The 26,126-nt window shown below is 60.1% G+C and carries 21 protein-coding genes; 6 read left to right on the plus strand and 15 right to left on the minus strand.

The features are described 5' to 3' along the window. Position 1: 1 nt before the first annotated feature. The 3 genes from accC to GSQ80_RS01930 are packed head-to-tail and all read right to left on the minus strand — an operon-like array spanning position 2 to position 3,176. A complete protein-coding gene (gene accC, locus GSQ80_RS01920) occupies positions 2–1,360 on the minus strand; it encodes an acetyl-CoA carboxylase biotin carboxylase subunit (RefSeq protein WP_158785821.1) in 1,359 nt (452 codons plus the stop codon). 53 nt (positions 1,361–1,413) lie between these two features. Next, positions 1,414–1,956 carry an acetyl-CoA carboxylase biotin carboxyl carrier protein gene (gene accB / locus GSQ80_RS01925; RefSeq protein WP_158785822.1) on the minus strand — a complete coding sequence of 181 codons (543 nt, stop codon included), beginning with the start codon at positions 1,954–1,956 and terminating at the stop codon, positions 1,414–1,416. Between the two features lie 47 nt (positions 1,957–2,003). After that, complete coding sequence (locus tag GSQ80_RS01930) at positions 2,004–3,176, minus strand: Xaa-Pro peptidase family protein (RefSeq protein WP_254059388.1); 1,173 nt, start codon at positions 3,174–3,176, stop codon at positions 2,004–2,006. Positions 3,177–3,263: 87 nt separating this feature from the next. Here GSQ80_RS01930 and GSQ80_RS01935 point away from each other — a divergent pair, with 87 nt between their 5' ends. Further along, the gene (locus tag GSQ80_RS01935; protein ID WP_158785823.1) at positions 3,264–4,235 is read left to right on the plus strand and encodes a metallophosphoesterase; all 972 of its coding nucleotides are present in this window, start codon (positions 3,264–3,266) and stop codon (positions 4,233–4,235) included. Here the strand turns inward: GSQ80_RS01935 and GSQ80_RS01940 are convergent. From GSQ80_RS01940 to GSQ80_RS01955, 4 genes are all read right to left on the minus strand, one after another. Beyond that, on the minus strand, positions 4,180–4,440 hold the full coding sequence (locus GSQ80_RS01940) for a helix-turn-helix domain-containing protein (protein WP_254059389.1): 261 nt from the start codon (positions 4,438–4,440) through the stop codon (positions 4,180–4,182). The two genes, GSQ80_RS01935 and GSQ80_RS01940, sit on opposite strands and share 56 nt — an antisense overlap. A 238-nt stretch (positions 4,441–4,678) precedes the next feature. Next, a complete protein-coding gene (locus tag GSQ80_RS01945; protein WP_158785824.1) occupies positions 4,679–7,243 on the minus strand; it encodes a (Fe-S)-binding protein in 2,565 nt (854 codons plus the stop codon). A 39-nt stretch (positions 7,244–7,282) separates the two neighbouring features. After that, complete coding sequence (locus GSQ80_RS01950) at positions 7,283–8,233, minus strand: electron transfer flavoprotein subunit alpha/FixB family protein (RefSeq protein WP_158785825.1); 951 nt, start codon at positions 8,231–8,233, stop codon at positions 7,283–7,285. Further along, a complete protein-coding gene (locus GSQ80_RS01955; RefSeq protein ID WP_158785826.1) occupies positions 8,230–8,988 on the minus strand; it encodes an electron transfer flavoprotein subunit beta/FixA family protein in 759 nt (252 codons plus the stop codon). The genes GSQ80_RS01950 and GSQ80_RS01955 overlap by 4 nt, the downstream gene beginning before the upstream one ends. Before the next feature lie 138 nt (positions 8,989–9,126). Here GSQ80_RS01955 and GSQ80_RS01960 point away from each other — a divergent pair, with 138 nt between their 5' ends. Then, positions 9,127–10,302, plus strand: a complete 1,176-nt coding sequence (locus tag GSQ80_RS01960) for an acyl-CoA dehydrogenase (RefSeq protein WP_158785827.1) — start codon at positions 9,127–9,129, stop codon at positions 10,300–10,302. Between the two features lie 99 nt (positions 10,303–10,401). Here the strand turns inward: GSQ80_RS01960 and GSQ80_RS01965 are convergent, their stop codons facing one another. From GSQ80_RS01965 to GSQ80_RS01985, 5 genes are all read right to left on the minus strand, one after another. Further along, positions 10,402–12,186 (minus strand): acyl-CoA dehydrogenase family protein, encoded by a 1,785-nt coding sequence (locus GSQ80_RS01965; protein WP_158785828.1) that lies wholly within the window; start codon positions 12,184–12,186, stop codon positions 10,402–10,404. A gap of 22 nt (positions 12,187–12,208) precedes the next feature. Then, positions 12,209–13,393: an acetyl-CoA C-acyltransferase gene (locus GSQ80_RS01970; RefSeq protein ID WP_158785829.1), complete on the minus strand. Its 1,185-nt coding sequence runs from the start codon at positions 13,391–13,393 to the stop codon at positions 12,209–12,211. A 49-nt stretch (positions 13,394–13,442) separates the two neighbouring features. Further along, a complete protein-coding gene (locus GSQ80_RS01975; protein ID WP_158785830.1) occupies positions 13,443–15,896 on the minus strand; it encodes a 3-hydroxyacyl-CoA dehydrogenase/enoyl-CoA hydratase family protein in 2,454 nt (817 codons plus the stop codon). Positions 15,897–16,081: 185 nt separating this feature from the next. Beyond that, positions 16,082–16,786 (minus strand): TetR/AcrR family transcriptional regulator, encoded by a 705-nt coding sequence (locus tag GSQ80_RS01980; RefSeq protein WP_254059390.1) that lies wholly within the window; start codon positions 16,784–16,786, stop codon positions 16,082–16,084. A gap of 129 nt (positions 16,787–16,915) precedes the next feature. After that, positions 16,916–17,731: an NAD(P)-dependent oxidoreductase gene (locus tag GSQ80_RS01985; protein ID WP_158785831.1), complete on the minus strand. Its 816-nt coding sequence runs from the start codon at positions 17,729–17,731 to the stop codon at positions 16,916–16,918. A gap of 155 nt (positions 17,732–17,886) precedes the next feature. On the opposite strand from GSQ80_RS01985, the gene GSQ80_RS01990 reads away from it, so the two are divergent. The 4 genes from GSQ80_RS01990 to GSQ80_RS02005 all read left to right on the plus strand — a co-directional run bounded on the left by GSQ80_RS01990 (position 17,887) and on the right by GSQ80_RS02005 (position 21,858). Continuing rightward, on the plus strand, positions 17,887–19,650 hold the full coding sequence (locus GSQ80_RS01990) for an AMP-binding protein (RefSeq protein ID WP_158785832.1): 1,764 nt from the start codon (positions 17,887–17,889) through the stop codon (positions 19,648–19,650). After that, on the plus strand, positions 19,647–20,483 hold the full coding sequence (locus tag GSQ80_RS01995; RefSeq protein WP_158785833.1) for an alpha/beta fold hydrolase: 837 nt from the start codon (positions 19,647–19,649) through the stop codon (positions 20,481–20,483). The genes GSQ80_RS01990 and GSQ80_RS01995 overlap by 4 nt, the downstream gene beginning before the upstream one ends. A 27-nt stretch (positions 20,484–20,510) precedes the next feature. Next, a complete protein-coding gene (locus GSQ80_RS02000) occupies positions 20,511–21,293 on the plus strand; it encodes a hypothetical protein (protein WP_158785834.1) in 783 nt (260 codons plus the stop codon). 91 nt (positions 21,294–21,384) lie between these two features. Beyond that, positions 21,385–21,858 (plus strand): DUF2141 domain-containing protein, encoded by a 474-nt coding sequence (locus GSQ80_RS02005; RefSeq protein ID WP_158785835.1) that lies wholly within the window; start codon positions 21,385–21,387, stop codon positions 21,856–21,858. Positions 21,859–22,138: 280 nt separating this feature from the next. Here the strand turns inward: GSQ80_RS02005 and GSQ80_RS02010 are convergent, their stop codons facing one another. The 3 genes from GSQ80_RS02010 to GSQ80_RS02020 form a co-directional block, all read right to left on the minus strand. Then, the gene (locus GSQ80_RS02010; RefSeq protein WP_254059391.1) at positions 22,139–23,191 is read right to left on the minus strand and encodes an MBL fold metallo-hydrolase; all 1,053 of its coding nucleotides are present in this window, start codon (positions 23,189–23,191) and stop codon (positions 22,139–22,141) included. Positions 23,192–23,235: 44 nt separating this feature from the next. Beyond that, positions 23,236–25,011, minus strand: a complete 1,776-nt coding sequence (locus GSQ80_RS02015) for a long-chain fatty acid--CoA ligase (protein ID WP_158785836.1) — start codon at positions 25,009–25,011, stop codon at positions 23,236–23,238. Between the two features lie 180 nt (positions 25,012–25,191). Further along, positions 25,192–26,106, minus strand: a complete 915-nt coding sequence (locus GSQ80_RS02020; protein ID WP_158785837.1) for a PLP-dependent cysteine synthase family protein — start codon at positions 26,104–26,106, stop codon at positions 25,192–25,194. Positions 26,107–26,126 lie beyond the last annotated feature (20 nt).

Below are 26,126 nucleotides of genomic sequence, written 5' to 3' on the forward strand. Positions count from 1 at the left end.
CTTAAGCCTTCAGCTTCTCCCGCTCCAGGAACCGCTCCATGAACTTCGTATCGAAGTTACCCGACCGAAACTCTTCATCCGCGAAGATCCGCTGGTGCAGCGGGATCGACGTATGAATTCCCTGCACCACAAACTGGCTCAGCGCCCGCTGCATCTTGTTCATCGCCTCTTCGCGATCCTTGCCATGACACACCAGCTTGGCGATCAGCGAATCGTAATACTGCGGCACAACTCCCTCCGCATATTGCGCCGTATCCACGCGCACACCATTGCCACCCGGGAGGTTGAAGACGGTAATCTTCCCCGGGCTCGGGATGAATTTCTCCGGATGCTCGGCATTGATGCGGCACTCAATCGCGTGCCCAATCATCTTCGGTTGCTCAGGCACAATGTCGTGCAGCTTTTCGCCCGCCGCGATGCGCAACTGCGCCTTCACCAAATCCACACCCGTCACCATCTCGGTAACGCAGTGCTCCACCTGGATACGAGTGTTCATCTCGATGAAGTAAATCGAGCCATCCTCATCCATCAGGAACTCAATCGTTCCGGCATTCCAGTAACCAATATCTTTCAGCGACCGCCGGATGACCTTAGCCATTTCCTCGCGCTGTTTGGGCGTAATCTGCAGGCTTGGCGCCTCTTCAATCAGCTTCTGATGGCGCCTCTGGATAGAGCACTCGCGCTCCCCCAGGCTCATCACATTGCCGTGCTCATCGGCCAGCACCTGGAACTCGATATGCCGCGGCCGCTCAATAAACTTCTCCATGTAGAGTGCTCCATTGGAAAATGCATTCAGCGCCTCATGCGACGCACTCTGAAACAACGCCGGCAACTCTTCCCTGCTGCGACAAATCCGCATGCCGCGCCCGCCACCACCGGCCACTGCCTTCAGCATCACCGGATATCCAACGCTGTTTGCCCATTCCAACGCCGCATCCACATCCTCGATGGCGCCATCGCTACCGGGCAAAATCGGTACCTTGGCCTTCTTCATCGTCTGCCGCGCCGTGGCTTTCTCACCCATCATCCGCGTAACTTCCGGGGGCGGCCCAATGAACTTAATATTCGACGCGCGACAAACTTCGGCGAAGTTCGCGTTCTCGCTCAGCATCCCATAACCCGGATGGATCGCGTCCGCGCCGACAATCTCTGCAGCCGAGATCACCGCCGGCACATTGAGATAGCTGTCCTTCGACGGCGGCGGCCCGATACATACCGCCTCATCCGCAAAGCGCACATGCAGGCTGTTACGGTCAGCTTCCGAGTACACCGCAACCGTGCGAATTCCCATCTCCTTGCACGCGCTGATCACGCGCAATGCAATCTCCCCGCGATTGGCAATCAATACCTTACGAAACATGCTTTGCCCTTGCTCTTCTTCCTGGAATCAGATGTCGACGGTGACGCCGTCAGCTACTTGACTGCGAATAGCGGCTGCCCATATTCCACAGGCTGTTCCCGCTTTACAAACACATGCACGATTTTTCCTGCGGCATCGCTTTCGATCTCGTTCATCAGCTTCATAGCTTCAACGATGCAAAGCACCTTGCCGACCGCAACCGTATCACCAACCTGCACAAACGCCGGCGAGTCCGGAGAGGGCGACTCATAAAATGTGCCCACAATCGGAGACTTCACAATATGCGCGCCGGCCCATGGATCAGCCTCGGCCGCAGATGCCTCAGGTACTGCCGCTGACGCAGCGATGCTTACCGGCGCCGCTGCTGGAGCCGGAGTTGCCGCAGGCGCTGGAGCCGCACTGCCCTTCGCCGCTGTCAGCAACGCCGCCATCTGCGCCGGATCGATTCCCGGTGCAGCGGCAGGGGTCTCGCCCGCAAAGCGCAACCCCACCTTCAGATCCGGCCGCTCCATCTCAAACTCGGCGATCCCATTGGCCTTGAGAAACTCGACCAATTCTTTCAACTCGCGCAAATCGTTACCTTCCGTACCAGCCATGCGTTCCTACTCCTGGAAAATTCTTTTTCCTAACTCTCAATTCAGCTTTACAGCTCGATCCAATCCTTCGGACTGGCGGCCGTCAGCAGCTCGTGGCCGCTCTTCGTTACCAGCACCATATCTTCGATGCGCACCCCAAAGGCCTTCGCAACCGGGTGCCCCTTTTTCGTGCGGGAGCCGGGCCGCCGAGCCTTAAGCGCAGCCCCACTAGAAAGATACGCCCCCGGCTCAATCGTAATCACCATGCCCGGCTCCAGCACCTGTTCCTGCCTCGCTGCAATCCTCGGTCCCTCGTGAATCTCCAGCCCAACGCCGTGCCCGGTTGAGTGCGAGAATTCCTTCTCCAACCCCGCCTTCCGCAACACCGAACGCGCAGCTTCATCTACCTCGCTACAGCGAACCCCAGGCGAAACAGCCGCAATCGCCGCCTCCTGAGCTTCCAGCACCGAATGATACACGTCCCACTCGCGCTCGCTGGGCCGCCCAAGGTGCACCGTCCGCGTCATGTCCGAGCAATAACCACCCAGCAGCACCCCAAAATCCAGCGTCACAAAACCCTGCGCGGGCAGCTTTGCCGCTGTAGCCCGACCATGAGGGAGCGCCGAGCGCTCTCCGCTCGCCACAATCGTCTCGAAACTCATGGCCTCCACTCCGGCCAGCCGGGCCATGAACTCCAGCTGCGCGGCCACCTGCGTCTCTCCAACTCCGGGAATCAAATACTGCAGCACCGCGCTAAAAAGACCGCACCCCACCGCGGCTGCCTTGCGCATGCGCACAATCTCGTCCTCGTCCTTCACCTGGCGAATCCGTGCCACCAAGCCATCGGTGGCCACAAAAAAACTTCGTCTCATCGGCGCGGGCACAGCCTTGAGCGCTTGATTTACAGCCTTCTTCATCAACTCCAGCGCCGCCACACTGGTCTGCGCGGCATCGAACGCGCATTTCTTAACGCCCGCTGCCGCCAGCCACTCCACCGCCTGCACGCCTGGCGATCGCTTGTCGATCACCAACCGCAGCCCGTTCACCTCAGCCTTCGCCTGCGTCGTATATCGCCCATCTGTAAACAAGGCAGCCCGTCCACCGGCCAGCGCGACCGCTCCACTAGAGCCGGTAAATCCGCTTAGGTAGCGAACATCGGGGGCGTGCGTTACCAGCAGCGCTTCCGCTCCAGCCCGCAGCGCAGCCTGCATCGCCTGCTTCCGTCTTGCCCTTTCGCGCATCCCCCCATTTTACCCGCGCTTCGCATCCTTCACACCGGCGATGCCTTAGTCGTTACCCTCAACGCGTGTTAGCCGCTATCATGAAGTATGCATCAAGGTTCGACCCCCACCGGCCAACCAGAATCGCACCACCTCACCCGCCGCGGTTTCCTTGGTGCCACACTCGCAGCTGCAGGCCTCGGCGTCGCCGTTTACTCGGGAACCCACGCGCGCCACGAGTTCGAAATCACGCGCCTCACCATCCCTATCCGCGATCTCCCCGACGGCTTCGAGAACTTCCGCATCGTTCAAATTAGCGACATCCACCTCGAAGAGTTCACCGAAGCCTATTTCCTCGAGCAGATGGTCGCCCAGACCAACGCGATGGCGCCAGATCTCGTCCTGGTCACGGGTGATTTTGTCAGCCGCGGCCCACTCTCTCTCGCGGCCTCCTGGCGCGCCGCCGGCTTAGCCGCCGAAATCCTCTCCACCCTCAAAGCCCCCCAGCGCTTCGGCATTCTCGGCAACCACGACGTCAACGTCGGCGCCGATCACGTCATTCCGCCCCTCGAAGCCCACGGAACCCCCATCCTCGTCGACAGCTATTTCCCCCTCGAGCGCGGCCGTGATGTTATCTGGCTGTGCGGCGCTAACGACGCCGGAACCCGCACCCCCGACCTCAACTTCGCGATCCCCCCAAACCCGCGCGCACCCGTCATCTTCATGTGCCACGAGCCGGACTACGTCGAGAACGTCATCCTTCACCCTCGGTTCCCGCTCATCGATCTCATGCTCTCTGGCCACTCACATGGCGGCCAGATACGCCTCCCCATCCTTGGCCCGCTCATTCTGCCGCCCATGGGTCAGAAGTACGTCGAAGGCATGTTCCAGTTCGACCACATGCAGCTGTATGTGAACCGAGGCATCGGCACGGTAGGCCTTCCCTTCCGCCTCAACTGTCCCGCCGAACTCACCCATTTCACCCTGGTAAGAGCCGCAGAGTCAGCGCTTGCCCCGGCACCCGCTACCGCGCGCTGGCCACGGGCTTCTTCTTCGCGGGCTCGACTGCCGCGCTCTTAGGCGCAACCCCACTCTTCACGTCCATCCAGTTATCCAGCAGGCTCTTGCGAAACCGCCACCGGTTCCCCAACTTGAACGCAGGCACAAAGCCCTCGGACGCATAGCGGTACAACGTATCCCCGCTGATCCCGAGGTAGTCCGCGGCCTGGCGAATATCCATCACCTCGCGGAGCGCCAGCTGTCCTTGTGTTGTTCCCGCTGCCATGAACATCTCCAGTCGTCGGTGAATCTTCCGGTATCGCCTGCGTACCCCTTGTTCTACCTGCTTTTCCACAGGCAGACAAGGTCTTTGTTTGGCGTCCGTTATGCTTCGCCACTGTTAATCAATTGATACATAGCTCCGATTGCCGTGGACCAGCTCCACCAGCTCGCAGAAACGATTGAAAACAAGGAAGATATATCTATTTTCTCGATCTGAGCGCATGCTGTGAAGTCGCCTTCTCCTATTCGCGCGAATCGGGAGGCTTGACGCTCTTCTTCGGCTCCCACTTCTTGCGCGCCGGCGCCGACGCAGCCGTATCTCCCAGTTCGGGCCCACTCGACACATCTGCCGCCACTTCAGGAACCGCCTCAACTGCCGCCGTCTCAGCAATCTGAGGCGTGCTCGCGATTGGCTCAGTGGATGTCCCCGACACCTTCGGCGTCCACTTCTTGCGCACCACTGCGGGCACCTGCCCGCCTCGTGTCTCCGTCGCTGCCACAGTATTTACTTCAGGCTCAATCTTTTGTTCCTGCACCCCAACGTCAATCAACGCCTCACTCTCCGTTGCGGAGACTGCAGCCTTCGGCGTCCACTTCTTACGCGCAACAACTGGCGCCGCGGCCTCCGGCATCTCCGCTACGGCAGCAGCATTTGCTACAGGCTCAACGGTCGACTCGAACACCGGCTCTTTAGCTCTCGCCACAACCTCCACCGAAGCCTCAACCGCCGCAGCGAGCCCCCGCGACTCCGCCGAACTCTGCGCGACGATCTCGCCAGCCCGCCGCAGCACGCTCTCCAGCATCAGCTCGGCAACGTCCTTCACCGCAATCCCGCCCTCACCCTTCCCCGGCGTGCTCTCCAGCATGCTCTTGCAGAACGGGCATCCCACGGCCAACACCTTCTCCTCGTTGTGCCCCGCCAGCCGCCCCTCCGCCTCGCGATACCGGTTGTCCGAAATCCTCTCGTCTCCCGCCTCTTCTTCCTTCCAGAACTGCGCACCACCCGCCCCGCAGCAGAACGAGTTCTCCCGTTTCCGCTCCAGCTCCACAAAATCGTTCGTCAACACCTTCAGCACATTCCGCGGCGCGTCATACACCCCGCTATGCCGCCCCAGGTAACACGGATCGTGATACGTAACCGAAGACTCGGTCGCCTCCACCTCCAGCCTTCCATCCGCCACCAGCGACTCCAGATACTCGGTGTGGTGGACCACCTTAAAGTCGCCGCCAATCTGCCGATACTCCTTGCCAATCGTATTCATGCAATGCGGACACGTCGCCACAATCAACTTCGGCCGCACCGTCGTCAGTGTCGCAACATTCTGGTCTGCGAGCTGCCGGTAGAGATATTCATTCCCCGCCCGCCGCGCCGTATCTCCCGTGCAACACTCTTTCTTCCCCAACACCGCAAAGTTAACCTTCGCCCGCGTTAGCAACTGAACAAACGCCCGCGCCGTCTTCTGCGACTGCGGATCATAACTAGCCGCACATCCCACCCAATACAAAACATCCGGCTCCGGATTCTCCTCGATCGTCGGCACCACCAACCCGTCCGCCCATTCCAGCCGCTTCTCGTGGCCAATCCCCCAAGGATTACTCGCCCGCTCCATCCCCCGAAACGCCGTCTGCAACTGCGCAGGAAACTCGCCCTCCATCATCACCTGCTGCCGCCGTATATCGATGATGTCCAGCATCTGCTCATTCTGTGTCGGACAAACTTCCATACACGCGCCACACGTTGTGCAGGCCCAAGCCGCCTCCGCCGACAGCGCAAACTGCAGCAGCGGCCGTGGGCTCTCCCCGCCCTTTTCAAATACCACGCCCGCCCGTGCCAGCGAGTTCAACTCCATCCGCTTATTGATCTCAAACGCAGCCGGGCTCAGCGACTTCCCGGTAGCCGACGCCGGACAAACATCCTGGCACCGGTTGCACTGAATACACGCATAAGCATCGAGCAGCCGAGGCCACCCAAGATCCTCCAATCGCTTCGCCCCCAGCTTCGGCTCTTCGGTCTCGAGGTTCACATCCAAAGCCGGCAGCACACCAGACGAAGCCTCACGCGCCACCAAATACTTAGTCGAAGCCATAAATAAATGCACATGCTTCGTGTACGGGAAATACATCAGGAACAGCAGCACACTCCCCAGCGCACCCCAGTACCCAAAAAACCTCCACGCCTCAGCGTTCGCCGGAGTAAATGCATGCGACAGCAGCGAAGCAAACGGCTGAAACCGATCCCGCCCCTCAATCGCCAGCTTCGCCCCCGCACCCACTGCCCGGCTCCCCACATGAAACAAAATGAACGCCGAAACAATCAGCGAGTCCCGCGAAATATACCGCCGCCCCACATCCTCATGCAGCATCGTCCGTTCATTGAACCGAAAATCCCGTTTGCTAGGCAGCAAGAATCGCCGCACAACCAGCGCCACCACGCCAACCAGCACCAGCAAGCTCAGCACATCCGCCGCAAGGTTATAAGCCGCCCCAACCCAGCTTCCCGATGAGATAGAAACCGGAAGATACCCCTCCACCGCATCTACAAAGTTCACCAGAATATAAAACGTGAACCCATAAAAAATGAACGAGTGAAAGAAGCTAATCCAGGGCCGCTTCTTGAACGTCCGCGTCTGCAACAGCGTAGTCGTCAGCGCGTACCAAACCCTCACCCACACCCGATCCCACCGCAAGTCCGCGTCCGCGCGCCCCCGCGCAATCCGCCGATACAGCCGATAGAATCCCCACGCCCCCAATCCACCTGTAATCCCCGCGAACACCAGGAAGGCAATCTTCTGCGCCAAAGGAAGCATCCGTACTCACTCCTGCATCGCGTTGCGGTGCGCGCTCGCTTACTTGCGCAGTTCCTGAATCATCGCAGGCACAATCTCTTTCACATCGCCCACAATGCCGTAGTCCGCGATCTTAAAGATCGGAGCATCCCCGTCCTTATTGATCGCCACAATACACTTGCTCTTGTTCATCCCGGAAAGATGCTGCACCGCCCCCGAGATCCCAACAGCAATATAAGCCTTAGGCTGCACCGTCTTCCCCGTCTGCCCCACCTGTTCCGAGTAAGGCCTCCACCCTGCATCTACCACCGCGCGCGTAGCTCCAACCGCAGCTCCCAACTGGTCCGCCAAACCTTCCACAAGCTGTACAAATCCCTCCGGAGTTCCAACGCCTCGCCCACCCGAGACCACAATATCAGCCTCGATCAACGCAATCCTTCCCGTCTTCTCCTTCGTGCTTCCCGTGACCACCAGCCGCCTCTTCGGCAGCTCCAAATCCACATCGAACTGCTCGGCTGCAGTCGTCCCCGGCACCGCCGGCGCGAACGCCCCAGCCTTCACCGTCACCACCACCACCGGCGCCTTCGCCTCCACGCGCTCGGTCACGCGCGTAAGAAAGGTGTAGTGCTCGGCATGAAGCACGCCCCCCTCATCCTTCAAGCTCATCACATCCTCAAGCAGCGGCGCATCCAACTTCACCGCGACCCGCGGACTATACTCCCGTCCACTGCGGCTCCCCGCAATCAGCACCACCTCCGCCTCACCCTCGGCAGCAATCTGCGCCACCGCCGCCGACCAAACCTCCGCATCATATTGCGCCAACTCAGCAGAATCCCCCACCAACACCTGGTCCGCAATCAGGGCAGCACTCGCAGCCACCGAAGCCACACCACTCCCCAGCACCAGAGCCGTCACGCCACCTTCACGTTTCAACCCGCGCGCCGCCGAAGCCAACTCATACGCACTCTTGCTCAACTTCCCATTCGCGTGTTCCGCAACAATCAAAATCATGCAATCACCCCAGCGTCTTCCCGCAACATCTTCACCAGCTGCGCCGCAGCGCCAGCCGCATCCTTACCATCCAGAATCTTCTTCAGTCGTTCCTTCACCTGGATCTCCACGCCGTTCACCTTCACCTTTGGCGCCGCGCCGTAAGCCTCCAGTGTTTCCTTGCGAATCTCTTTCTTCTTCGACTTCATGATGTTCGGCAGCGTCGGATACCGCGGCTCATTCAACCCCTGCTGTGTCGTCACCACCGCCGGCAGCACCACCTCAAACGACTCGCTCCCCTCATCCGCCTCATGTTTCCCCACCAGCGTCGACCCCTTCAATTCCAGCGCGCTCGTCCACGTAGCCTGGGGCCACCCCAGCCGCTCCGCCGTCGCCGCGCCGAGCGCCTGGCTATCCCAATCCGCCTCCTGCCCACCACAGAAGATCAGCTCCGCCCCCTCAGCCTTCGCAATCTGTGCCATGACAGCACTCAGCGCAATCGCATCAAGCGACACATCCGTCACCACGTGAATGCCACGATCCGCGCCCATCGCCAGCGCCGTGCGCAACGCTTCTTCTGCCCGCGCTGGCCCCACCGACACAGCCACAATCTCCGCCTCCGCGCCCGCCTCGCGTAACCGCAGCGCCTCCTCGACGCCATACTCATCCATCGTGTCCATCACCAGCTTGCTGCCTTCTAATTCCACCGCGCCATTGCGCACGCGGACACTCTCTTCCGCGTCCAGCACCTGGCGTATCAACGTCAAAATCCGCATCGAACCAACTCCTGCCTATCCCGTTACGCGCCAATCCACTACGATTACAGCGCACAAACTTGTCTGTCTCACTGCTGATCTGTTAATTTACCCTCGGGTAGAATAACTACGCAACCCCTTCCCGGAGAATCCAGCCCCATGCCCGCACTCGTCACCGAAACTTCCCTCCCCGCGCCTCTCTCCACCCTCACCGCCGAAGAGCAAATCATCCAGGAGACAGTCCGCAAGTTCGCCCGCAAAGAGATCGCACCGCTCGTCCGTGAGATGGACGAAGCGCAAAAAATGTCTCCCAAGATCATTCAGCGACTCTTCGAACTCGGCCTCATGGGCATCGAAATCCCCGAAGAATACGGCGGCGTCGGCGGCTCCTTCTTCAGCTCCATCCTCGCCGTCGAAGAGATCTCCGCAGTAGACCCCGCCATCGGCGTCCTCGTCGACGTGCAGAACACCCTCACAGTGAACGCCCTCCTTCGCTGGGGTTCCGAAGCCCAGAAGCAGCAGTACCTCCCGCGCATGGCAACCGACACCATCTGCTCCTACGCACTCTCCGAAGCCAGCTCCGGCTCCGACGCCTTCGCCCTCACCACCAATGCACGTCTCGACGGCGACCACTACATCCTCAACGGCCGCAAGCTCTGGATCTCCAACGCCGCCGAAGCTGGCCTCTTCATCGTCTTCACCACGGTCGATCCCGCGGCCGGCTACAAAGGCATCACGGCATTTCTCGTAGAGCGCGACACTCTCGGCTTCACCGTCGGCAAGAAAGAAGACAAGCTCGGCATCCGCGCCTCTTCCACCTGCGAGCTCCTCTTCGACGACTGCCGCGTCCCCACCGCCAACATCCTCGGCGAAATCGGCAAGGGCTACAAGATCGCCATCGAAACCCTCAACGAAGGCCGCATTGGCATCGCCGCGCAACTCCTCGGCCTCGCTACCGGAGCGTGGGGTCACGCCGCGAAATACACCCAGGAACGCCGCCAATTCGGTAAACCTATCGCAGAGTTCCAGGCCGTCCAATTTGCCCTCGCAGAGATGGCCACCGACATCGAAGCCAGCCGCCTCATGGTCTACAACACCGCACGCAGAAAGCTAGCTGGCTTACCCTTCCTCAAGGAAGCCGCCATGACCAAGTACTTCGTCTCGCAGGTAGCCGAGCGCGTCGCCAGCAAATGCGTCGAACTCCACGGCGGCTACGGCTTCGTCAAAGACTACCCTGTAGAAAAGCTCTACCGCGACGCCAAGATCGGTACCATCTACGAAGGCACCTCGAACATGCAGCTAGCCACCATCGCCAAACAGGTCCTGCAAGGCTAGACACCTTTGCCTTTGCATTTCTTCTGTCATTCCCTCTGGGAATCTGCTATTTGAGGCCCGCGGAGCGCGTTTGCTTCACGCGTTCCGCGGGCCTCTCATTTACAGCGTGTACCGGCCAGCTTCGACCATCACGGCTGAAATCTCGCGCCCCAGCGTCACCGTGTTTACCGGCTCATGCTTCGCCAGCCGCCGGAAGATCGCCATCTGTGTCCGCAGCATGTCTCCCTCCGCCACCGCAGCAATCACCCGCTCCGACGCCGTCTCCACAATCCGGAACGACCGCGCCGCATAATACTTCGTCATCTTGATCGCCAGCGCACTCTTGCCCGCCATCTTCTCCGTCCGTAAAATCGCAGACTCCAGCGCCAGCACCTCGATCAGCACATCCGCCAGCGCGCCCATCACCTCTTGCTGCTCGGCCAGGTCAGTCCCAAAGCGTTGCGAAGCCGCACCCGCGCAGAACAGCCCAAGCTTCTTCGCACTCGACAGCAGCGCCCGCTCTTCCGCCAGCGGGCCTTCATAGCTCGCCTTAGCAGTCGGTCCAGCCATCACCTCATCCATCACCTGCTTAATCGCTGGCAACAGCGCCAGTCGACCCTGCAGCGCCCGCTTGATCATCCATCCTGTGATGATCAGGCGGTTGATTTCATTGGTGCCTTCAAAGATCCGATTGATGCGCGCATCGCGATAGCTGCGCTCCGCCGGAAACTCCTCAACATATCCATAGCCGCCATGAATCTGCAGCGTCGAGTCCACCACCCGCTCCAGCATCTCCGATCCCCACACCTTCAGAATCGAGCACTCCACCGCGAACTCTTCAATCCTCTTCTGCACATCCTGCGTATACGTCGGCGAGTGTTTATCCAACCCCGCCAGCGCGGCCTCGATAGCGCCAACCGTTCTATAAATCAGCGCCTCTCCAACATAGATACCTACCGCGCCATCGGCAATCTTCTCCTGCACCAATCCAAACGAACTGATCGGCTTCCCAAACGCAATGCGCTCCTTGGCATACCGCACGCCATCGCGGAACGACTTCCGCGCTCCGCCAATCGCCGAAGCCGCCAGCTTGTACCGACCCACGTTCAGCACGTTGAACGCAATGTGATGCCCCTTGCCAGCCTCACCCAGCAGATTCTCCACCGGAACCTTGCAGTCCTCCAGCCGCAGCGGACACGTAGACGACCCACGAATCCCCAGCTTGTGTTCCTCCGCCGCAACCGTAAGCCCCAGCGTCCCCGCCTCGATCAAAAACGCGGTGAACTTCTCTCCATCGATCTTCGCGAACACGGTAAACAAGTTAGCAATGCCGGCATTCGAGATCCACATCTTCTCGCCGTTCAAAACATAATGCCTGCCGTCTTCGGTCAGCTTCGCCTGCGTCCGAATGTTCATCGCATCCGACCCCGCCGACGATTCCGACAATGCATACGCAGCAATCCACTCGCCTGTAGCAATCTTCGAAAGATACTTCGCCTTCTGCTCCGGCGTTCCATACCAAACGAGCGGCAGCGTTCCGATCCCCGCATGCGCACTGAACGTCACCGAAAAACTCCCGGACACTGCAATCCGATCCGCGATCACCGCCGACGTGACCTTGTCCAGGCCCAGGCCGCCATATTCCTCCGGCACATCCACTCCCAGCAGCCCCAGCTCGCCCGCCTCGCGCATCAGCTTCACGCTCACGTCAAACTTCTTAGCCTCAATTTCCGCCACCTGCGGAAGAATCTTCTCCTCCGCAAAGTTCGCCGTCATCTCCGCAATCTGTTTCTGTTCCGCCGAGAAATCCTCCGGGGTAAACACATCCTCCGGCCGCAGATCCTCAATCAGAAAACTTCCACCAGACGCACGCTTCGTTGGGTTCTCTACAGCTGCTGCACTCATCGCAATTCCTCCCGCACCATTCTTAATTTTGTAAGTTTTCAAAAATTCCAGCAGCACCCATCCCGCCGCCAACGCACATCGTCACCAGGCCATAGCGCGCCTTGCGCCGCTTCATCTCGCCCATCAGCGTCGCCGTCAACTTCGCTCCGGTACAACCTAGCGGATGACCCAGCGCAATCGCCCCGCCATTCACATTCACCTTCGCGATATCAAGCCCCAACGTCTTAATCACCGCCAGCGACTGCGCCGCGAAAGCCTCATTCAGCTCAATCACGTCGATATCCTCAAGCGTCAACCCCGCCATCTTCAGCGCCTTGGGAATCGCATACACCGGCCCAATGCCCATCTCCTCCGGCATGCAGCCCGCATAGGCAAACGACACGAACCGCGCCAGCGGCGTCGCCCCAATCGCCTTCGCGCGTTCGTCAGACATGATCACCGCAGCCGCCGCACCATCCGAAGTCTGCGAGCTGTTCCCCGCCGTCACCACGCCCTTCGCATGGAACGCCGCGCGCAACTTCGCCAGCGCCTCTAGCGACGTATCCGAACGCGGCCCCTCGTCAACCTTGAACTCCTTTTCCTTCGACTCCGCCTTGCCGCCGCCATTCAGCGCCGTGTGCGTCACCTTCACCGGAACAATCTCATCCTCAAATCGTCCTGCCTCAATCGCCGCCAACGCCTTCTGGTGGCTGCTCAACGCAAACGCGTCCGACTCCTCGCGCGTAATTCCGTAGTGCTTCGCCACCCGCTCCGCCGTCAGCCCCATCGACATATACGAGCCAGGAAAATTCTCCACCAGCCACGGATTGACCGAGATCTTGTTTCCTCCAAACGGCACATAGGACATCGACTCCGCGCCGCCCGCCACAATCACATCTGCCCCGCCGCCGCGAATCCGCTCCGCCGCCAGTGCAATCGTCTGCAGCCCCGACGCACAATAGCGATTCACCGTCATCGCAGCCGACTCCACCGGCAGCCCCGCACGCAGCGCAATCACCCGCGCCACGTTCATGCCCTGCTCCGCCTCAGGCATCGCGCAGCCAATAATTACGTCTTCAATCTCCGACCGATCCAGCATCGGCACGCGCTCCAGCGCGCCCACCACCGCCGCGGCGCCCAGGTCATCGGGCCGCGTATTCTTCAGCGTCCCTCTCGGCGCCTTGCCCACCGCCGTACGAACCGCACTCACCAACACTGCTTCTCTCATCCTCAACTCCTTCTATCCAGCAACCTCATTAACTCTTGCCCACGTACGACTAGTTCCTCAATGGCTTGCCAGTCTTCAGCGTGAACCCAACCCGCTCCACGGTCTTCGCCTCGCCGCACAGCGAAATGAATCCCTCCCGCTCCAGGTCCAGCAGATATTGCTCACTCACCAGCGTCCCTGCCGTAACGCCGCCGCCTGTCAGCACCTTCGCCACATGATTCGCAATCTTCGCGTCATGCGGACTGATGTATTGCGCCTCCAGCATTGTGTACACGCCCAGCTTCAGCGTCGCCTCCACCGAACTACCCGGCGCCGGAATATCCGTTCGCATCACCGGCGCAGAATACCCACCCCGCACCAGTCGCAGCGCCTGCGCCTTCGCATCGCTCACCAGCCGGTCGCGGTTCATCGAAATCGCATCACTCTCTTCCAAAATCCTCAGCCCCTTCGCCTCAAATGCCGACGTCGAAACCTTCGCCATCGCAATCGTCTCGAACACATTCCGGATCGCTTCAAATACCTCGACCGACTCCGCACCGCCGCCCGCATTCACCGCTCCCGCAGCCTCGAACGCCTTCAGCACCATCTCCTTGCATCCGCCGCCAGCCGGCAGCAACCCAACGCCCGTCTCCACCAGCCCGCTATACAACTCCACGTGCGGCTGCCGCACCGCCGCATGCATCGAGATCTCCGTTCCCCCACCCAAACAAAGCCCAAACGGCGCCGCCACCACCGGTCGCGGACAGAACTTGATCGCCTGCGTCATGTTCTGAAACTCGCGCACCATCAGGTCAATCTCATCCCACTCCCCATCCTGAATCCCCAACAGCAGCTGCATCAAATTCGCGCCCACCGAAAAATTCGTCGCGTCGCTGGTAATGATGAACCCGTCAAAGTTCTTCACCGCATCGCTTCCCGGCTGCAATTGCTTCTTCAGAAACCCAACAATATCCTGACCCAAACTATTCATCTTCGAGTGAAATTCGAAGCACCCAATCCCATCGCCAACATCAATCAGCGAGATCCCGGCATTGCTCGCGTACACCCCATTCGACCGTTGATAACTTGCCACCGGCGCCAGCTCCGGATTCAAATCCACCGGCCGATACACTCCAGACGCCACATCAAAAAACTCAGCACCCTCCGCCCGATACCACGACGTCCCACCCGCCGCCAGCAGCTTCTCAACCGCCGCGGGAACCGCCAGCCCGGCCTCCTTCATTTTCGCAACCGTCTCCACCACACCCGCCGCATCCCACATAGCGAACGGCCCCAACTCCCAGTTGAACCCCGCCTTCATCGCGCGATCTATCTCCACGATCGTGTCTGCAACCTCGCCAATCCTGTTAGCCGAGTACGCCCACATCTCCGGCAGCGCCGTCCAATAAAACTTCGCGACTTTATCCTTCGCCGCATTCCCGCTCAGCAGTGAACGAATCCTTCCCGTCAGCGAGTCATTCGACTTCGCCATCTCAATCTCTGCGAAGGCAGCCCTCCCCGCCGGACGATACTCCATCGTCGCGAAGTCCAGCACCAGCCGCGCTTCTTTACCATCCGCGCCGCGTTCCTTCTTGTAGAAACCCTGCTTAGTTTTATCGCCCAGCCACTTGCGCTCCATCAACTGCCCAATAATCGGTGGCAGCGTCACATCCGCACGCTCATCACGAATGTTCGCGGCAAAGTTCCGCGCAACATTTCCCAGCACATCGATCCCCACCATGTCCGCCAGCCGAAACGTTCCTGTTTTCGGCCAACCCATCACCGCACCCGTCAGCAGATCAATCTCCTCGATGCTCAACCCCTGCGCCTCCATAATGCGCAGCGTGTTCAGCATGCAGAAAGTGCCAATCCGATTCGCGATAAAGTTCGGCACATCCTTCGCTGGCACCACGGTCTTGCCCAACTTCTTGTCCGCAAACTCCGCGATCGCAACAATCGCTTTGGGATCCGTCTCCGGCGTTGCAATCAACTCGAACAGCCGCATATACCGCGGCGGATTGAAGAAATGGGTTCCAAACCAACGGCGCCGCAAATCCTCCGGCAGCACCTCCGCAACCTTCGCCACCGGCAGCCCGCTGGTATTCGTCGTTAGGATCGCGTCCGCACGCAGATGTCCTGCCACCCTGCTCAGCAAGCTGTGCTTGATCTCCATATTTTCAGCGACCGCTTCAATCACCCAATCGCAATCCTTTAGCTTCGCCAGGTCATCCTCAAAATTCCCGACCCGCACATTCGCCGCAAACGACGCATCCGCAAACGCCGCCGGCTTCGCCTTCTTCAACGCCTCCAACGCGCCCGCCGCAATACTGTTCCGCTCTCCATTTGCAGGAACGATATCCAGCAGCAGCACTGGCAATCCCGCATTCGCAATGTGCGCAGCAATCCGTGCACCCATCGTGCCCGCGCCCAGCACGGCCACGCGCCGCACGTCATACACCCTGTCGCTCGCTCGTCCACGGGACGAAGTCTCATCAACCACGGATTCCAATTCCAACGACGCCATCGTCACCACTCCCCCCGAGCCTTCAGCCGGGCTTTCTCAACCTGTGCGGCAGGCCGCTACCTCGCAGCCTCGCCAGCCCGTGCAGAATACTGAACGCGCGGTAAGAAAGTCAAACAACGCAAATCCGCTCTTGAAAAATCGCGAAAACCGCCTTTTCCTCAACCGTTAATTTGCCTAGTTCGTCCTTAGTGCTTACTGGCCGCTTTCGCCCGCGCCTTCTTCACGACCACCGGCGTCCCCTCGCATCCGCGCAGCCCCTGTGTCAGAAGATCCGCGAACTGCGTCGCAATCTCCTCGGCACTCAGCGAACCCTCCGGCCGATACCACGTCCCAATCCAGTTCACCGCGCCCGCCAGCGCAAACGACGCCAGCTTCACATTGCACGCTGCAATCGACCCGTCACGAATCCCCTCTTCCACATACGACCGGATCGTCATGTCGATCTTCCGCTTCAAGTCCCGCACCTCGCGCCGCGCTTTCGGCGAGAGCTCGGCATCATCCAGCATCGCCACGCACCGCCCAAAGTCGAAGCTCACCACCGCCTTCGCATACGCCTCCACATACGCCCGCACCTTGTTCAGCCCATTCCCATGACTCACGGCGGCCTTATCCAGTAGCTGCTCAATGGCCGCAATCCCCAGCCGATAGCACTCGACTAGAATCTCCTCTTTATTGTGAAAGTAGTAGTACAGTGCGGGCTTGGTGATCTTCAGCCGCGTCCCCAACTCACTCATCGACGTCCGTCGATACCCATGCTCGAGGAACAGGTGCGCAGCCGTCTGCAACACGGCATCCCGCTTCGTATCCAGATTGCGTTGCCGCGCCTGAAAGGCCTTCCACGGTTCGCGCGGATGATTTCCCGCCTCATTTGTATCCACGGTCTTGGCCAAGTTGCCACGTTCCTTCTCTAAACTCAATAAGCCGATTTTCTTCTGGACGGATTATGCCACAGCCCGAGCGTCTGATCCGCACACACTCCTCGAACTCGCGCACACTTAACTCTCGCCGTCCGCGCAGGACTACAGGAAGAAGTCCATCTGCAGCGGCTCACCCGGTGTCATCGCATAGCCCGACAAATCCGTCACTCCCGCCCCCGCCAGCACCTCATCGTCGATAAAGAAATTCCCTGTCGTCGCGCGGCTATCTTGCGTCAGGATCCAATGCGCCGCATCCGCCACAATCTCCGGCGTCCGTCCCCGCTCCGGATGCGCGCCCGGAATGATTTGCAGCGCGGCCGTCGCAATAATCGTCCGCGGCCACAGCGCGTTCACCCCGATCCCCAGCGGCTTAAACTCCTCCGCCATCCCCAAAACGCACATACTCATCCCAAACTTCGCGATCGTGTACGCCACATGATGCTTGAACCATTTCGCCTGCATACTCAGCGGCGGCGACAGCGTAAGAATCTGCGGATTCTCCGCCTTCGCCAGGTACGGCAAACAAGCCTGCGCGCAAACAAAGGTACCCCGAACGTTAACCCCCATCATCAAGTCGAATCGCTTCAGCGTCGTGTCCGCCGTGCCCGTCAGACTGATCGCGCTCGCGTTATTCACCAGGATGTCGATCCCGCCAAAGAGCTCTGCCGCCTTCTCAACCGCGGCCTTCACCTGCTCCTCCGCCCGAATATCCAACTCCAGCGCCAGCGCCCTTCCGCCCGCCGCCTCAATCGCCTCCGCAGCTGTGTAAATCGTCCCCGGCAGCCTCGGATTCGGCGTCACGGTCTTCGCAGCCACCACAATATTGGCGCCATCCCGTGCCGCCCGCAGCGCAATCGCCAGCCCGATTCCCCGGCTCGCCCCTGTAATGAAAAGTGTCTTACCCTTTAAGTCGGCCATGGTTCACGCTCATTCCCGACGGCCTTTCGCAGAATGACTCGTCCTGCGACTCTGCCTATTTCCATCTCTTGCAACCAGCCGCAAAAGATTGAAGATGACAGACGTCGTCTCTTTTGGTTATCTTACCCAGCGTTAAGGAAATTGCAAGGAGACCGATGCAACCGCTCGAACAGACTCAGATATCCGGCACAAACTCCATAGGCCCAGATCTACCGGAAGTCCCAAGTCTGCCGGATCGCGAGTTGCCGCTGCAAAGAATCTACGCGTGCGAACAAAATTCTCCAGCGCAGCCGCTCTTCACGCAACCCGTCAGCGGCGGCCAACTCCTCCAATGGACATGGGCCACCGCCATGCAGGAAGTCCGCCGCATGGCCGCGTGGATCGACGCCCAGGGCTGGCCCCCCGGCTCCAACATTGTCATCGTCTCCAAGAACTGCGCCTGGTGGTTCATGACCGACTTCGCCATCTGGATGTCGGGCCACGTCAGCGTGCCTTTCTTCCCCGCCGCCCGCGACCTCTCGCTCGCCGCCCTCTTCCGCCACTGCCAGCCCGTCGCCGCGTTCATCGGACCGCTCGAAAACCCCCTACCCCTAAACGAAGACGTCTTCCACAATCTCCCCTTCGTCGCCTTCCCCAACTGCGCGCCGCAGCACCTGCCCACCGGCAGCGCCCAGTGGTCCAACATCATCGCCCAGCAGTCTCCCCTCGAAGGCAGCCCCGTCCGCAGCGCCACTGACATCGCCACCATCATCTACACCTCCGGTACTACCGGCCAGCCCAAGGGAGCCGTGCACAACTTCCGCGCCCTCTCTCTCTGGGCCAAGTCCATGCTGCCGACCATTGGTCCCAACCCCACCGGAGATCTCGACCGCATCCTCTCGTACCTTCCCCTCGCGCACATCGCCGAGCGCGCCATCGTCGAGGTCAACTGCCTCTTCATGCCGATCCATATCTTCTTCACCGAAGGCCAACCCACTTTCCTCACCGACCTCATCCGTTCTCGCTGCACTCTCTTCTTCTCCATCCCCCGCCTCTACATCCGCTTTCAGCAAGGCGTCTTCGAGAAAATCCCCGAGAAGAGACTCAACCTCCTTCTCTCCATCCCCATCGTTGGCAACATCGTCCGCAAGAAGATCCTGGCCAACCTCGGCCTCGGCAACGCGCGCCTCATAAGTTCCGGCGGTGCCGCCATCCCCGTCGACATCATCCGGTGGTATCGCAAGATGGGCCTCAACTTCGCCGAAGGTTACGGCATGACCGAGTCCGGCATCACTCACGCCCCATTACCCGGTCAGGAGCGCATCGGCTACGTCGGCAATGCCAGCGCATGGGCTCTCACGCGCATCTCGCCCGACGGCGAAGTCCAGATCAAAGGCCCCATGAACATGATCGGCTACTACCACAATCCCGATCTCACCCGCGAAGCCTTCACCGACGACGGCTTCTTCCGCACCGGCGACCGCGGCGAGATCGACGAGCAAGGCCGCCTGCGCCTCGTCGGCCGCCTCAAGGAAGAGTTCAAAACCTCCAAAGGCAAATATGTTGCCCCCGGCCAAATCGAAAAACTCCTCTCCTGTTCTTATCTCTTCGAGTCCGTAGCGGTCTTCGGTAGCGGCATGACTGCCCCCTTCGCTATGGCCGTCCTCACCCCGCCGCTGCGCAAAGACCTTGCACCCTCTGGCCATCGCGCCGACATCGAAGCCAAACTCGCAGCCGAGCTCAACAGCGTAAACGCTCAGCTAGAGCACCACGAGCAACTCCGCTTCATCGTCCTCTCCGAACAGCCCTGGACCATCGACAACGAGCTACTCACCCCCACCCTCAAAGTCCGCCGCGCCACCCTCGAGCAGCGCTATTCCCCGCGCTTCGCCTTCTGGGAAAACTCGCAGACCAAAGTCATCTGGATGGAGTCCCTATGAGCCAATCCACGCCGACAACCGAAGCCATCCACACCCAGCACCTCCATCTCTCTCTCGACGGCAAAATGGCCGAGGTCGCGTATCACTCTGTTCCCGCGGCACACGGTACCATCCTTCTGCTGCACGAAGCGCTGGGCTCCATTAGCTACTGGAAGCAGTTTCCCCACAAGCTCGCCCAAGCCACCAACTACAACGTCATCGCCTACTCGCGCGCCGGCCACGGCAACTCCGAAGGCCCGCTCGCCAAGCGCAATGACGAGTACTACCTGCACCAGGTCAACACCGTCATCCCAACCCTCCTCGATCACTTCTCCGCCGCCGACCCTGTTCTCTACGGCCACAGTGAAGGCGCTGGTATCGCCATGCTCTACGCCGCATCGGCCAATCGCATAAGCGCTCTCATCCTCGAAAGCCCTTTCGTAATCTCCACCAACGCCGCTGGCGAACTTATTCACAAGATGGCCGCCGCCTATCCCGGCAGCAAACTACAGGAGCGCCTCGCCCACTACCACCAGCATCCCGACGAAGTCTTCGCCTCCTGGACGCAATGGGCCGCAACGCTCGGCGAGGAAGTCTTTCCTCTCCGTGAATTCCTCCCCAAGATCACTTGCCCGGTCCTCGTTCTGCAAGGAGACCGCGACGAGTTTGGTACCACCCTGCAGCTCGCGGCCCTTCAGGCTTCCATTCCCAATCTTGAGCATGAGAGTTATCCCGACACCGGTCACCTCCCTCATAAGGAACAAACCGATCGCGTTCTTCACCGGGTCTCTCAGTTCCTGTCCCCAACGCATCTTCACCAACGGCACCCGCTTACCGGCGGGGTCAATTCGTAACTGTTTTCCCCTTACCTAGGAGCTTCCATGACGCACCGTTCTCGCACCACTCGCCTCACCCGCATTGGCCTCTTCGCAGCCATCTTCCTTTTCCTCACCCAAATGCCGCACGCCTCCGCGCAGCAGCAGTACGTCGGACGCTACGACCTATACACCGGCTTCTCCGACCTCTACACCCCCGGTCTCAACGGCATCAACCAGAAGGGCTTCCACCTGCAGGCCGGCATCAATAACAACCGCTGGCTCTCCACCGGCTTCGACTACAGTGTCCAAACTGGCGACACCAGCCTCGTTCCCGGATTCGCCAGCCCTGCCATCGTCGCCGGCATCACCCAGCTCTATGAGCTCTACCAGGAAACTGACGGCGCTGTTGGGCTGCCCCCAACCTATGCCGTCAATGTTCCTTTGAGCGCAACTACGCAGACCTTCACTGCAGGCTCCCAGCTCAACTATCGCCACTTCTCGAAAGTGACGCTCTTCATCCGCCCTAGCCTTGCAGCCTTCCGCCTGAACGCCACCGCACATCCTCGGCCAGGCACACCGGATGAGACTGTCGTCGGCGCACTTATATTGGCGAACGTTCTCCAGCCCAACGCCACCATCACCGACTGGACCGGAGCCTACGGCGTCGGCGGCGGCGCCGACTTCGCTATCAACAAACACTTCGGCATCCGCGCCCAGATGGACGCCGTCTGGAATCACCCGTTCAACTACGTCGTCGCCGACGGCGGATGGTCCTATCGCTTCTCCATCGGCCCATCCTTCCACTTCGGCCGCAACGTGCTCGCGCCCTCCAAGAGAGCCAACTAAAACAACCCTTGGCACGTTGAACAGACGCATCACTCGTTCTACAGCGGCAGGAGCCACGCTCCTGCCGCGTACCTTTCCGCAGGAGATCCCCATGAAACTCACCCTCACCCGCTGCACAACCCTCGCTGCAGCCCTCTTCACCACAACCGTGATCGCCTCCAAGCCCGCGCTCGCTCGCCAAACCCCCGCAGCGACCACCTGCACCCTCATCGTGCACATCGACGGCTTCCGCAATCAGAAAGGCGACGCCGGCCTCTCCATCTTCAATTCATCCGACGGCTGGCCCGAGAACAACGACAAGGCTCTCCAGCACGGACCCCACCCCTTCTCCGGAATCGCCACCACCATCACCCTGCAGGTCCCGCCCGGCCGTTACGCGCTCGTCGCCCTGCATGACGAAAACTCCAACCACAAGCTCGATAAAAACATGTTCGGCATCCCCAAGGAAGGCTTCGGCTTCTCCAACAACCCACACGTGATCCTGTCGCCACCTTCCTTCGACACCGCAGCCATCCCAGTAGGCTGCCCCACCACCGAAACCACCATCCACCTCATCTACAAATAGAGCGAGCGCTAAATAATGCGAGCGCTTGCCACACCCCACATCCGTCATCTCGACCGAAGCATCACGCTCCTGCCTTTGTGATGCGCAGTGGAGAGATCCCCGCATTGGCCCTTGCCCTTGCCCTTGCCCTTGCCGTTGCCGTTGCCGTTGCCGTTGCCGTTCTTAGACAATTTCTGAAAGAAATTGTCATTCCGAGCTAAAACGAGGAACCTGCTTTTCTCCCGTTCTTGCTTTTCTTTCTCTCATTCCCATTGGGAATCTACGGTCCACCTAAGCGCCGCTACTCCGCGCGCTCCCACCACCCCGACCGCAACTCCGTCCCGCCAACCACCTCGGTCGGCGCTCCCGGCTTTGGCAGCCACAACTTAATCCCCTTCTCGTCCGCGATCTCCACCATCCGCTCCACCGGCTGCTTCCAAGCATGCAGCGCCAGGTTAAACAGCCCCCAGTGAATCGGCATCAACAACCCACCCCGCGCCCCACCGCCGTTCTGCATCATCACCTCGAAGGCCTTCGCCGCATTATCCGGCCCCAGATGAATCGCCGCCCACAGCGGATGAAACGCACCAATCTCCAACATCGTCAAATCAAACCCATCATACTGCGCTGCTATCTGCCCATACCCTTCCCACCAACCCGAGTCCGCGCCGAAGTACACCCGATGCCGCGGCCCCTCGATCACAAACGAACCCCACAGCGTCGAAAACCTATCCAACAATCCTCGCCCCGAAAAGTGTCTTGCAGGCCACGACGTCACCTTCAACGTCCCAACCTCCACGCTCTCCGTCCAATCAAGCTCCGTAATCTTTTCCGCCGGAACACCAAACCCGCGCAGCCTCTTTCCCACGCCCAACGACGTCACCCACCGAGCCCCCGCCACACCCGGTGCCTCCGCCAACTGCCGCACCGTCTTCGCGCCAAGATGGTCATAGTGATCATGCGAGATCAGCACCACATCGATCTTTGGCAGCGCCTGCAACGCAATGGTCGGCTCAAAGAACCGCTTCGGCCCCATGAACCCAAACGGGCTCGCCCGTTCCCACACCGGATCCACCAGCACCCGCATTCCGTCGATCTCAATCAGTGAAGCCGAGTGCCCAAACCACGTCACCCGCAACCCACTCGCCGCCGCAGTCGCATACAAGCTAGCATCCGTCTTGAACGGCCCTAGCGGCCGCTTCGGTTCCACCTGCGCAGGATTGTTCAAATACAGCGGCAGCACCTTGAACACGATGCGCAGCCCGCCCACATCCGTGGGCACGGGATTCAAAAACTTCCCACCCTGCTTCTCTGCTCGCTTCAAATAAGTCATTGCCCGATTGGATGCGTCCATCGCCTCATAGTCTCAGCAATGCACTCCCGTCGCAACAGCACCCGTCACTCACCGCCATATAGCGCATCGATCCGATCCTTATACCGGTCAAAGATCACCCGTCGCTTCAGCTTCATGCTCGGCGTCAACTCCCCACCCTCGATGCTCCACTCCTCCGGCATCACGCCCACCTTCTTTATCCGCTCGTGATCCTGCAGCTCCGCATTCACCTTCTTCACGATGCTGTCGTACTGCGCCTTCACCTTCGGATCCTTCACCAGCTCCTTAGGATCCTTCGTCGTCACACCATGCTCGCCTGCCCAACGCCCCAGCGCCTGAAAGTCCGGCGAGATCAGCACAGCCGCAAACTTGCGCGAGTCCCCAATCACCGCCGCATTGCCCACAAGCTCATCGGCCTTCAATTTCCCTTCAATCGGCTGCGGCGCAATATACTTCCCGCTGCTGGTCTTGATCAGCTCCTTCTTCCGATCCGTAATCGAAAGAAACCCATCCTCATACTTCCCAATATCGCCAGTCTTGAACCACCCATCCGCAGTGAACTCGCTCTTGCTCGCCTCTTCCCTCTGCCAGTAGCCTGAGAAAACGGTCGTCCCGCGCACTTCAATCTCTCCATCCTCCGCCATGCGAAGCTCAAGGTTCGGAATAACCATCCCCACCGTCCCGATCCGGTATCCGTCGTACGTGTTCCGCGAGATCACCGGCGACGTCTCGGTCAGCCCATACCCCTCGAAGATCCTGATCCCCATATCCAGAAACCATTCCGCCGAATCCATCCCCAGCGGCGCCCCTCCGGAAACATAAATGTTCGCCTTACCCCCAAACGCCTCTTTCAGCTTCGAGTACACCAGCTTGTCCGCCAGCTTCCAAAGCGGCGACGACGGCGTCTTCCCCGCCATCAACTCCTTGCGATGCTTCTTTCCCTGCCTCATCGCCCAATACAAAATCTTCTTCTTGAATCCAGTCGACTTCGCTTCCGTCCCCTGCCGAATCTTCTCGTACACTCGCGGCACCGCCAGAAAAATCTGCGGCTTTACCGCCTGCATCGCGCCCCTCAAATCGTCGAACTTCGCGAGGTACGCAATCTTACCCCCGTGCCCATAGATCGCATACCCCAGGTGCCGAGCCAGCGAGTGGCTCAGCGGTAGAAACGAAATCGTTACATCGCCAGGCCCAATCCTCAGCCCCACCGTCGAGTACCGCAGGTTGTCCGCCAAATTCCGATGCGTCAACATCACGCCCTTCGGATCACCCGTCGTCCCCGACGTATACACAATCGTCGCCAGCTCCTCCGGTTTCGTCTCCTTCAACAGCGCGTCAAACCCCGCATCAATTCCCTCGAGCTCCGGCGCGCCCTTGAACACCTCCCCCAAACTCGTCGCCCCATCAAACTCCCCTTCATCGAGCACCCCCACAAACTCGAGCGTAGGAATCTCCCCCGCCGCTACCAACTTCTTGTACTGCAGTTTGTTCGAAACAATCACCGCCCGCACACCGGCATCGCGCAGAATGTAGCCCATCTGCTCCGGCGTCAGCGTGTCATACAGCGGCACATCCACCCCGCCCATCGCGAGCACCGCGAAGTCCACCACCGGCCACTCCCAGCGGTTCTCGCTGACCAGACCAACGCGATCTCCGCGTTTGATTCCCCACTGCTGCAGCAACCCAACCAGCGCCCGCACCCGCCCATACATCTGCTGCGACGAAACCTCTTTCCACTCGCTGCCGCTCTTCCACATCGCCACCGGCGTCTCGCCCTGATGGCTCATCCGCTCAAACACATCGTTGATCGTCGCGAACTCCAGCTTCGAATAATCAATCATCCGTACCTCTCCCTCACTGCCATCATTCCGCGCACCTGCATCCTACCCTTGCTCTATGACAATATGCCCAAATCCGTCCCCTGCGCCCATCGGAAGGCACCTCCTGATGCGGGTTGTTAGTTCTCAGTTGTCAGTTCTCAGTTTTCGCTCAACTGAGAACTGACAACTAACAACCCTTCCTCAACCCAGCACCCCCTTCGACAAATACCTCTCCGCGGAGTCCGGCACAATCGTCACCACCCGCTTCCCCGCGCCCAGCTCCTTGGTCACCGCAATCGCCGCAAACATATTCGCGCCCGAACTCGATCCCCCCATCACGCCTTCCTCGCGCGCCATCCGCAGCACAGTCGCAAACGCATCGTCATCGCTCACCATGATCACCCGGTCGCATACGCTCGCGTCAAACGTCGCAGGAATCTCCGCCACCCCAATCCCCTCCACTCGGTGCGGCCCCGGAACCCCACCCTGCAGCACGCTTCCCTGCGCCTCGACGGCCACCATCAACACGTTCCCCAACTTCTTCTTGAACGCCCGCGCAATCCCAGTAAACGTTCCGGCAGACCCCACGCCAATCACCGCCGCATCGATCCGCCCGTCCATCTGTTCGAGAATCTCCACGGCCGTCGTCTGCTCGTGAAAGTCCGGGTTCGCAGGATTCTCAAACTGCATCGCCGCAAACGCTCCCGGCGTCGCGTCCTCGAACGCCAGCGTCCGCTTAATGGCGCCCGCCAGCGCCTCACTCTCCGGAGTCCGCACCACATCCGCGCCCAGCCCCCGCATCAGGATGCACTTCTCCTCGGCAAACCCCTCTGGAATAAAAATCTTCACCTTGTACCCACGCTGCACACCGATCAGCGCGAGCCCCACACCGGTATTCCCGGCCGTCGCCTCGCAGATCGTGTCGCCGGGCTTCAACACCCCGCGCCGCTCCGCATCCAGCACAATCCCCAGTGCCGCGCGGTCCTTAATGCTCCCGCCCGGATTCATCGTCTCCAGCTTCGCCCAAAGCTCCGCGTCGCCACTACCCACCAGCCGGTTGATACGCACCATCGGCGTATGCCCCACCAGCTCCGTCACATTATTTCCAGTACGCATCGTCTCTACAAATCCACTCG

The organism is Granulicella sp. L46, from assembly GCF_009765785.1.
Lineage (GTDB): Bacteria > Acidobacteriota > Terriglobia > Terriglobales > Acidobacteriaceae > Granulicella.

Coding starts and splice junctions, on each gene's coding strand:
- GSQ80_RS01940 (WP_254059389.1), bottom strand. CDS start 4,440: ATGGCAGCGGGAACAACACAAGGACAGCTGGCGCTCCGCGAGGTGATG.
- GSQ80_RS02005 (WP_158785835.1), top strand. CDS start 21,385: ATGAAACTCACCCTCACCCGCTGCACAACCCTCGCTGCAGCCCTCTTC.
- GSQ80_RS01965 (WP_158785828.1), bottom strand. CDS start 12,186: ATGAGTGCAGCAGCTGTAGAGAACCCAACGAAGCGTGCGTCTGGTGGA.
- GSQ80_RS02015 (WP_158785836.1), bottom strand. CDS start 25,011: ATGATTGATTATTCGAAGCTGGAGTTCGCGACGATCAACGATGTGTTT.
- GSQ80_RS01945 (WP_158785824.1), bottom strand. CDS start 7,243: ATGCTTCCTTTGGCGCAGAAGATTGCCTTCCTGGTGTTCGCGGGGATT.
- GSQ80_RS01985 (WP_158785831.1), bottom strand. CDS start 17,731: ATGGCCGACTTAAAGGGTAAGACACTTTTCATTACAGGGGCGAGCCGG.
- GSQ80_RS01950 (WP_158785825.1), bottom strand. CDS start 8,233: ATGATTTTGATTGTTGCGGAACACGCGAATGGGAAGTTGAGCAAGAGT.
- GSQ80_RS01935 (WP_158785823.1), top strand. CDS start 3,264: ATGCATCAAGGTTCGACCCCCACCGGCCAACCAGAATCGCACCACCTC.
- GSQ80_RS02020 (WP_158785837.1), bottom strand. CDS start 26,106: ATGCGTACTGGAAATAATGTGACGGAGCTGGTGGGGCATACGCCGATG.
- GSQ80_RS02010 (WP_254059391.1), bottom strand. CDS start 23,191: ATGGACGCATCCAATCGGGCAATGACTTATTTGAAGCGAGCAGAGAAG.
- GSQ80_RS01995 (WP_158785833.1), top strand. CDS start 19,647: ATGAGCCAATCCACGCCGACAACCGAAGCCATCCACACCCAGCACCTC.
- GSQ80_RS01975 (WP_158785830.1), bottom strand. CDS start 15,896: ATGGCGTCGTTGGAATTGGAATCCGTGGTTGATGAGACTTCGTCCCGT.
- GSQ80_RS01990 (WP_158785832.1), top strand. CDS start 17,887: ATGCAACCGCTCGAACAGACTCAGATATCCGGCACAAACTCCATAGGC.
- GSQ80_RS02000 (WP_158785834.1), top strand. CDS start 20,511: ATGACGCACCGTTCTCGCACCACTCGCCTCACCCGCATTGGCCTCTTC.
- accB (WP_158785822.1), bottom strand. CDS start 1,956: ATGGCTGGTACGGAAGGTAACGATTTGCGCGAGTTGAAAGAATTGGTC.
- GSQ80_RS01930 (WP_254059388.1), bottom strand. CDS start 3,176: ATGCGCGAAAGGGCAAGACGGAAGCAGGCGATGCAGGCTGCGCTGCGG.
- GSQ80_RS01960 (WP_158785827.1), top strand. CDS start 9,127: ATGCCCGCACTCGTCACCGAAACTTCCCTCCCCGCGCCTCTCTCCACC.
- accC (WP_158785821.1), bottom strand. CDS start 1,360: ATGTTTCGTAAGGTATTGATTGCCAATCGCGGGGAGATTGCATTGCGC.
- GSQ80_RS01955 (WP_158785826.1), bottom strand. CDS start 8,988: ATGCGGATTTTGACGTTGATACGCCAGGTGCTGGACGCGGAAGAGAGT.
- GSQ80_RS01970 (WP_158785829.1), bottom strand. CDS start 13,393: ATGAGAGAAGCAGTGTTGGTGAGTGCGGTTCGTACGGCGGTGGGCAAG.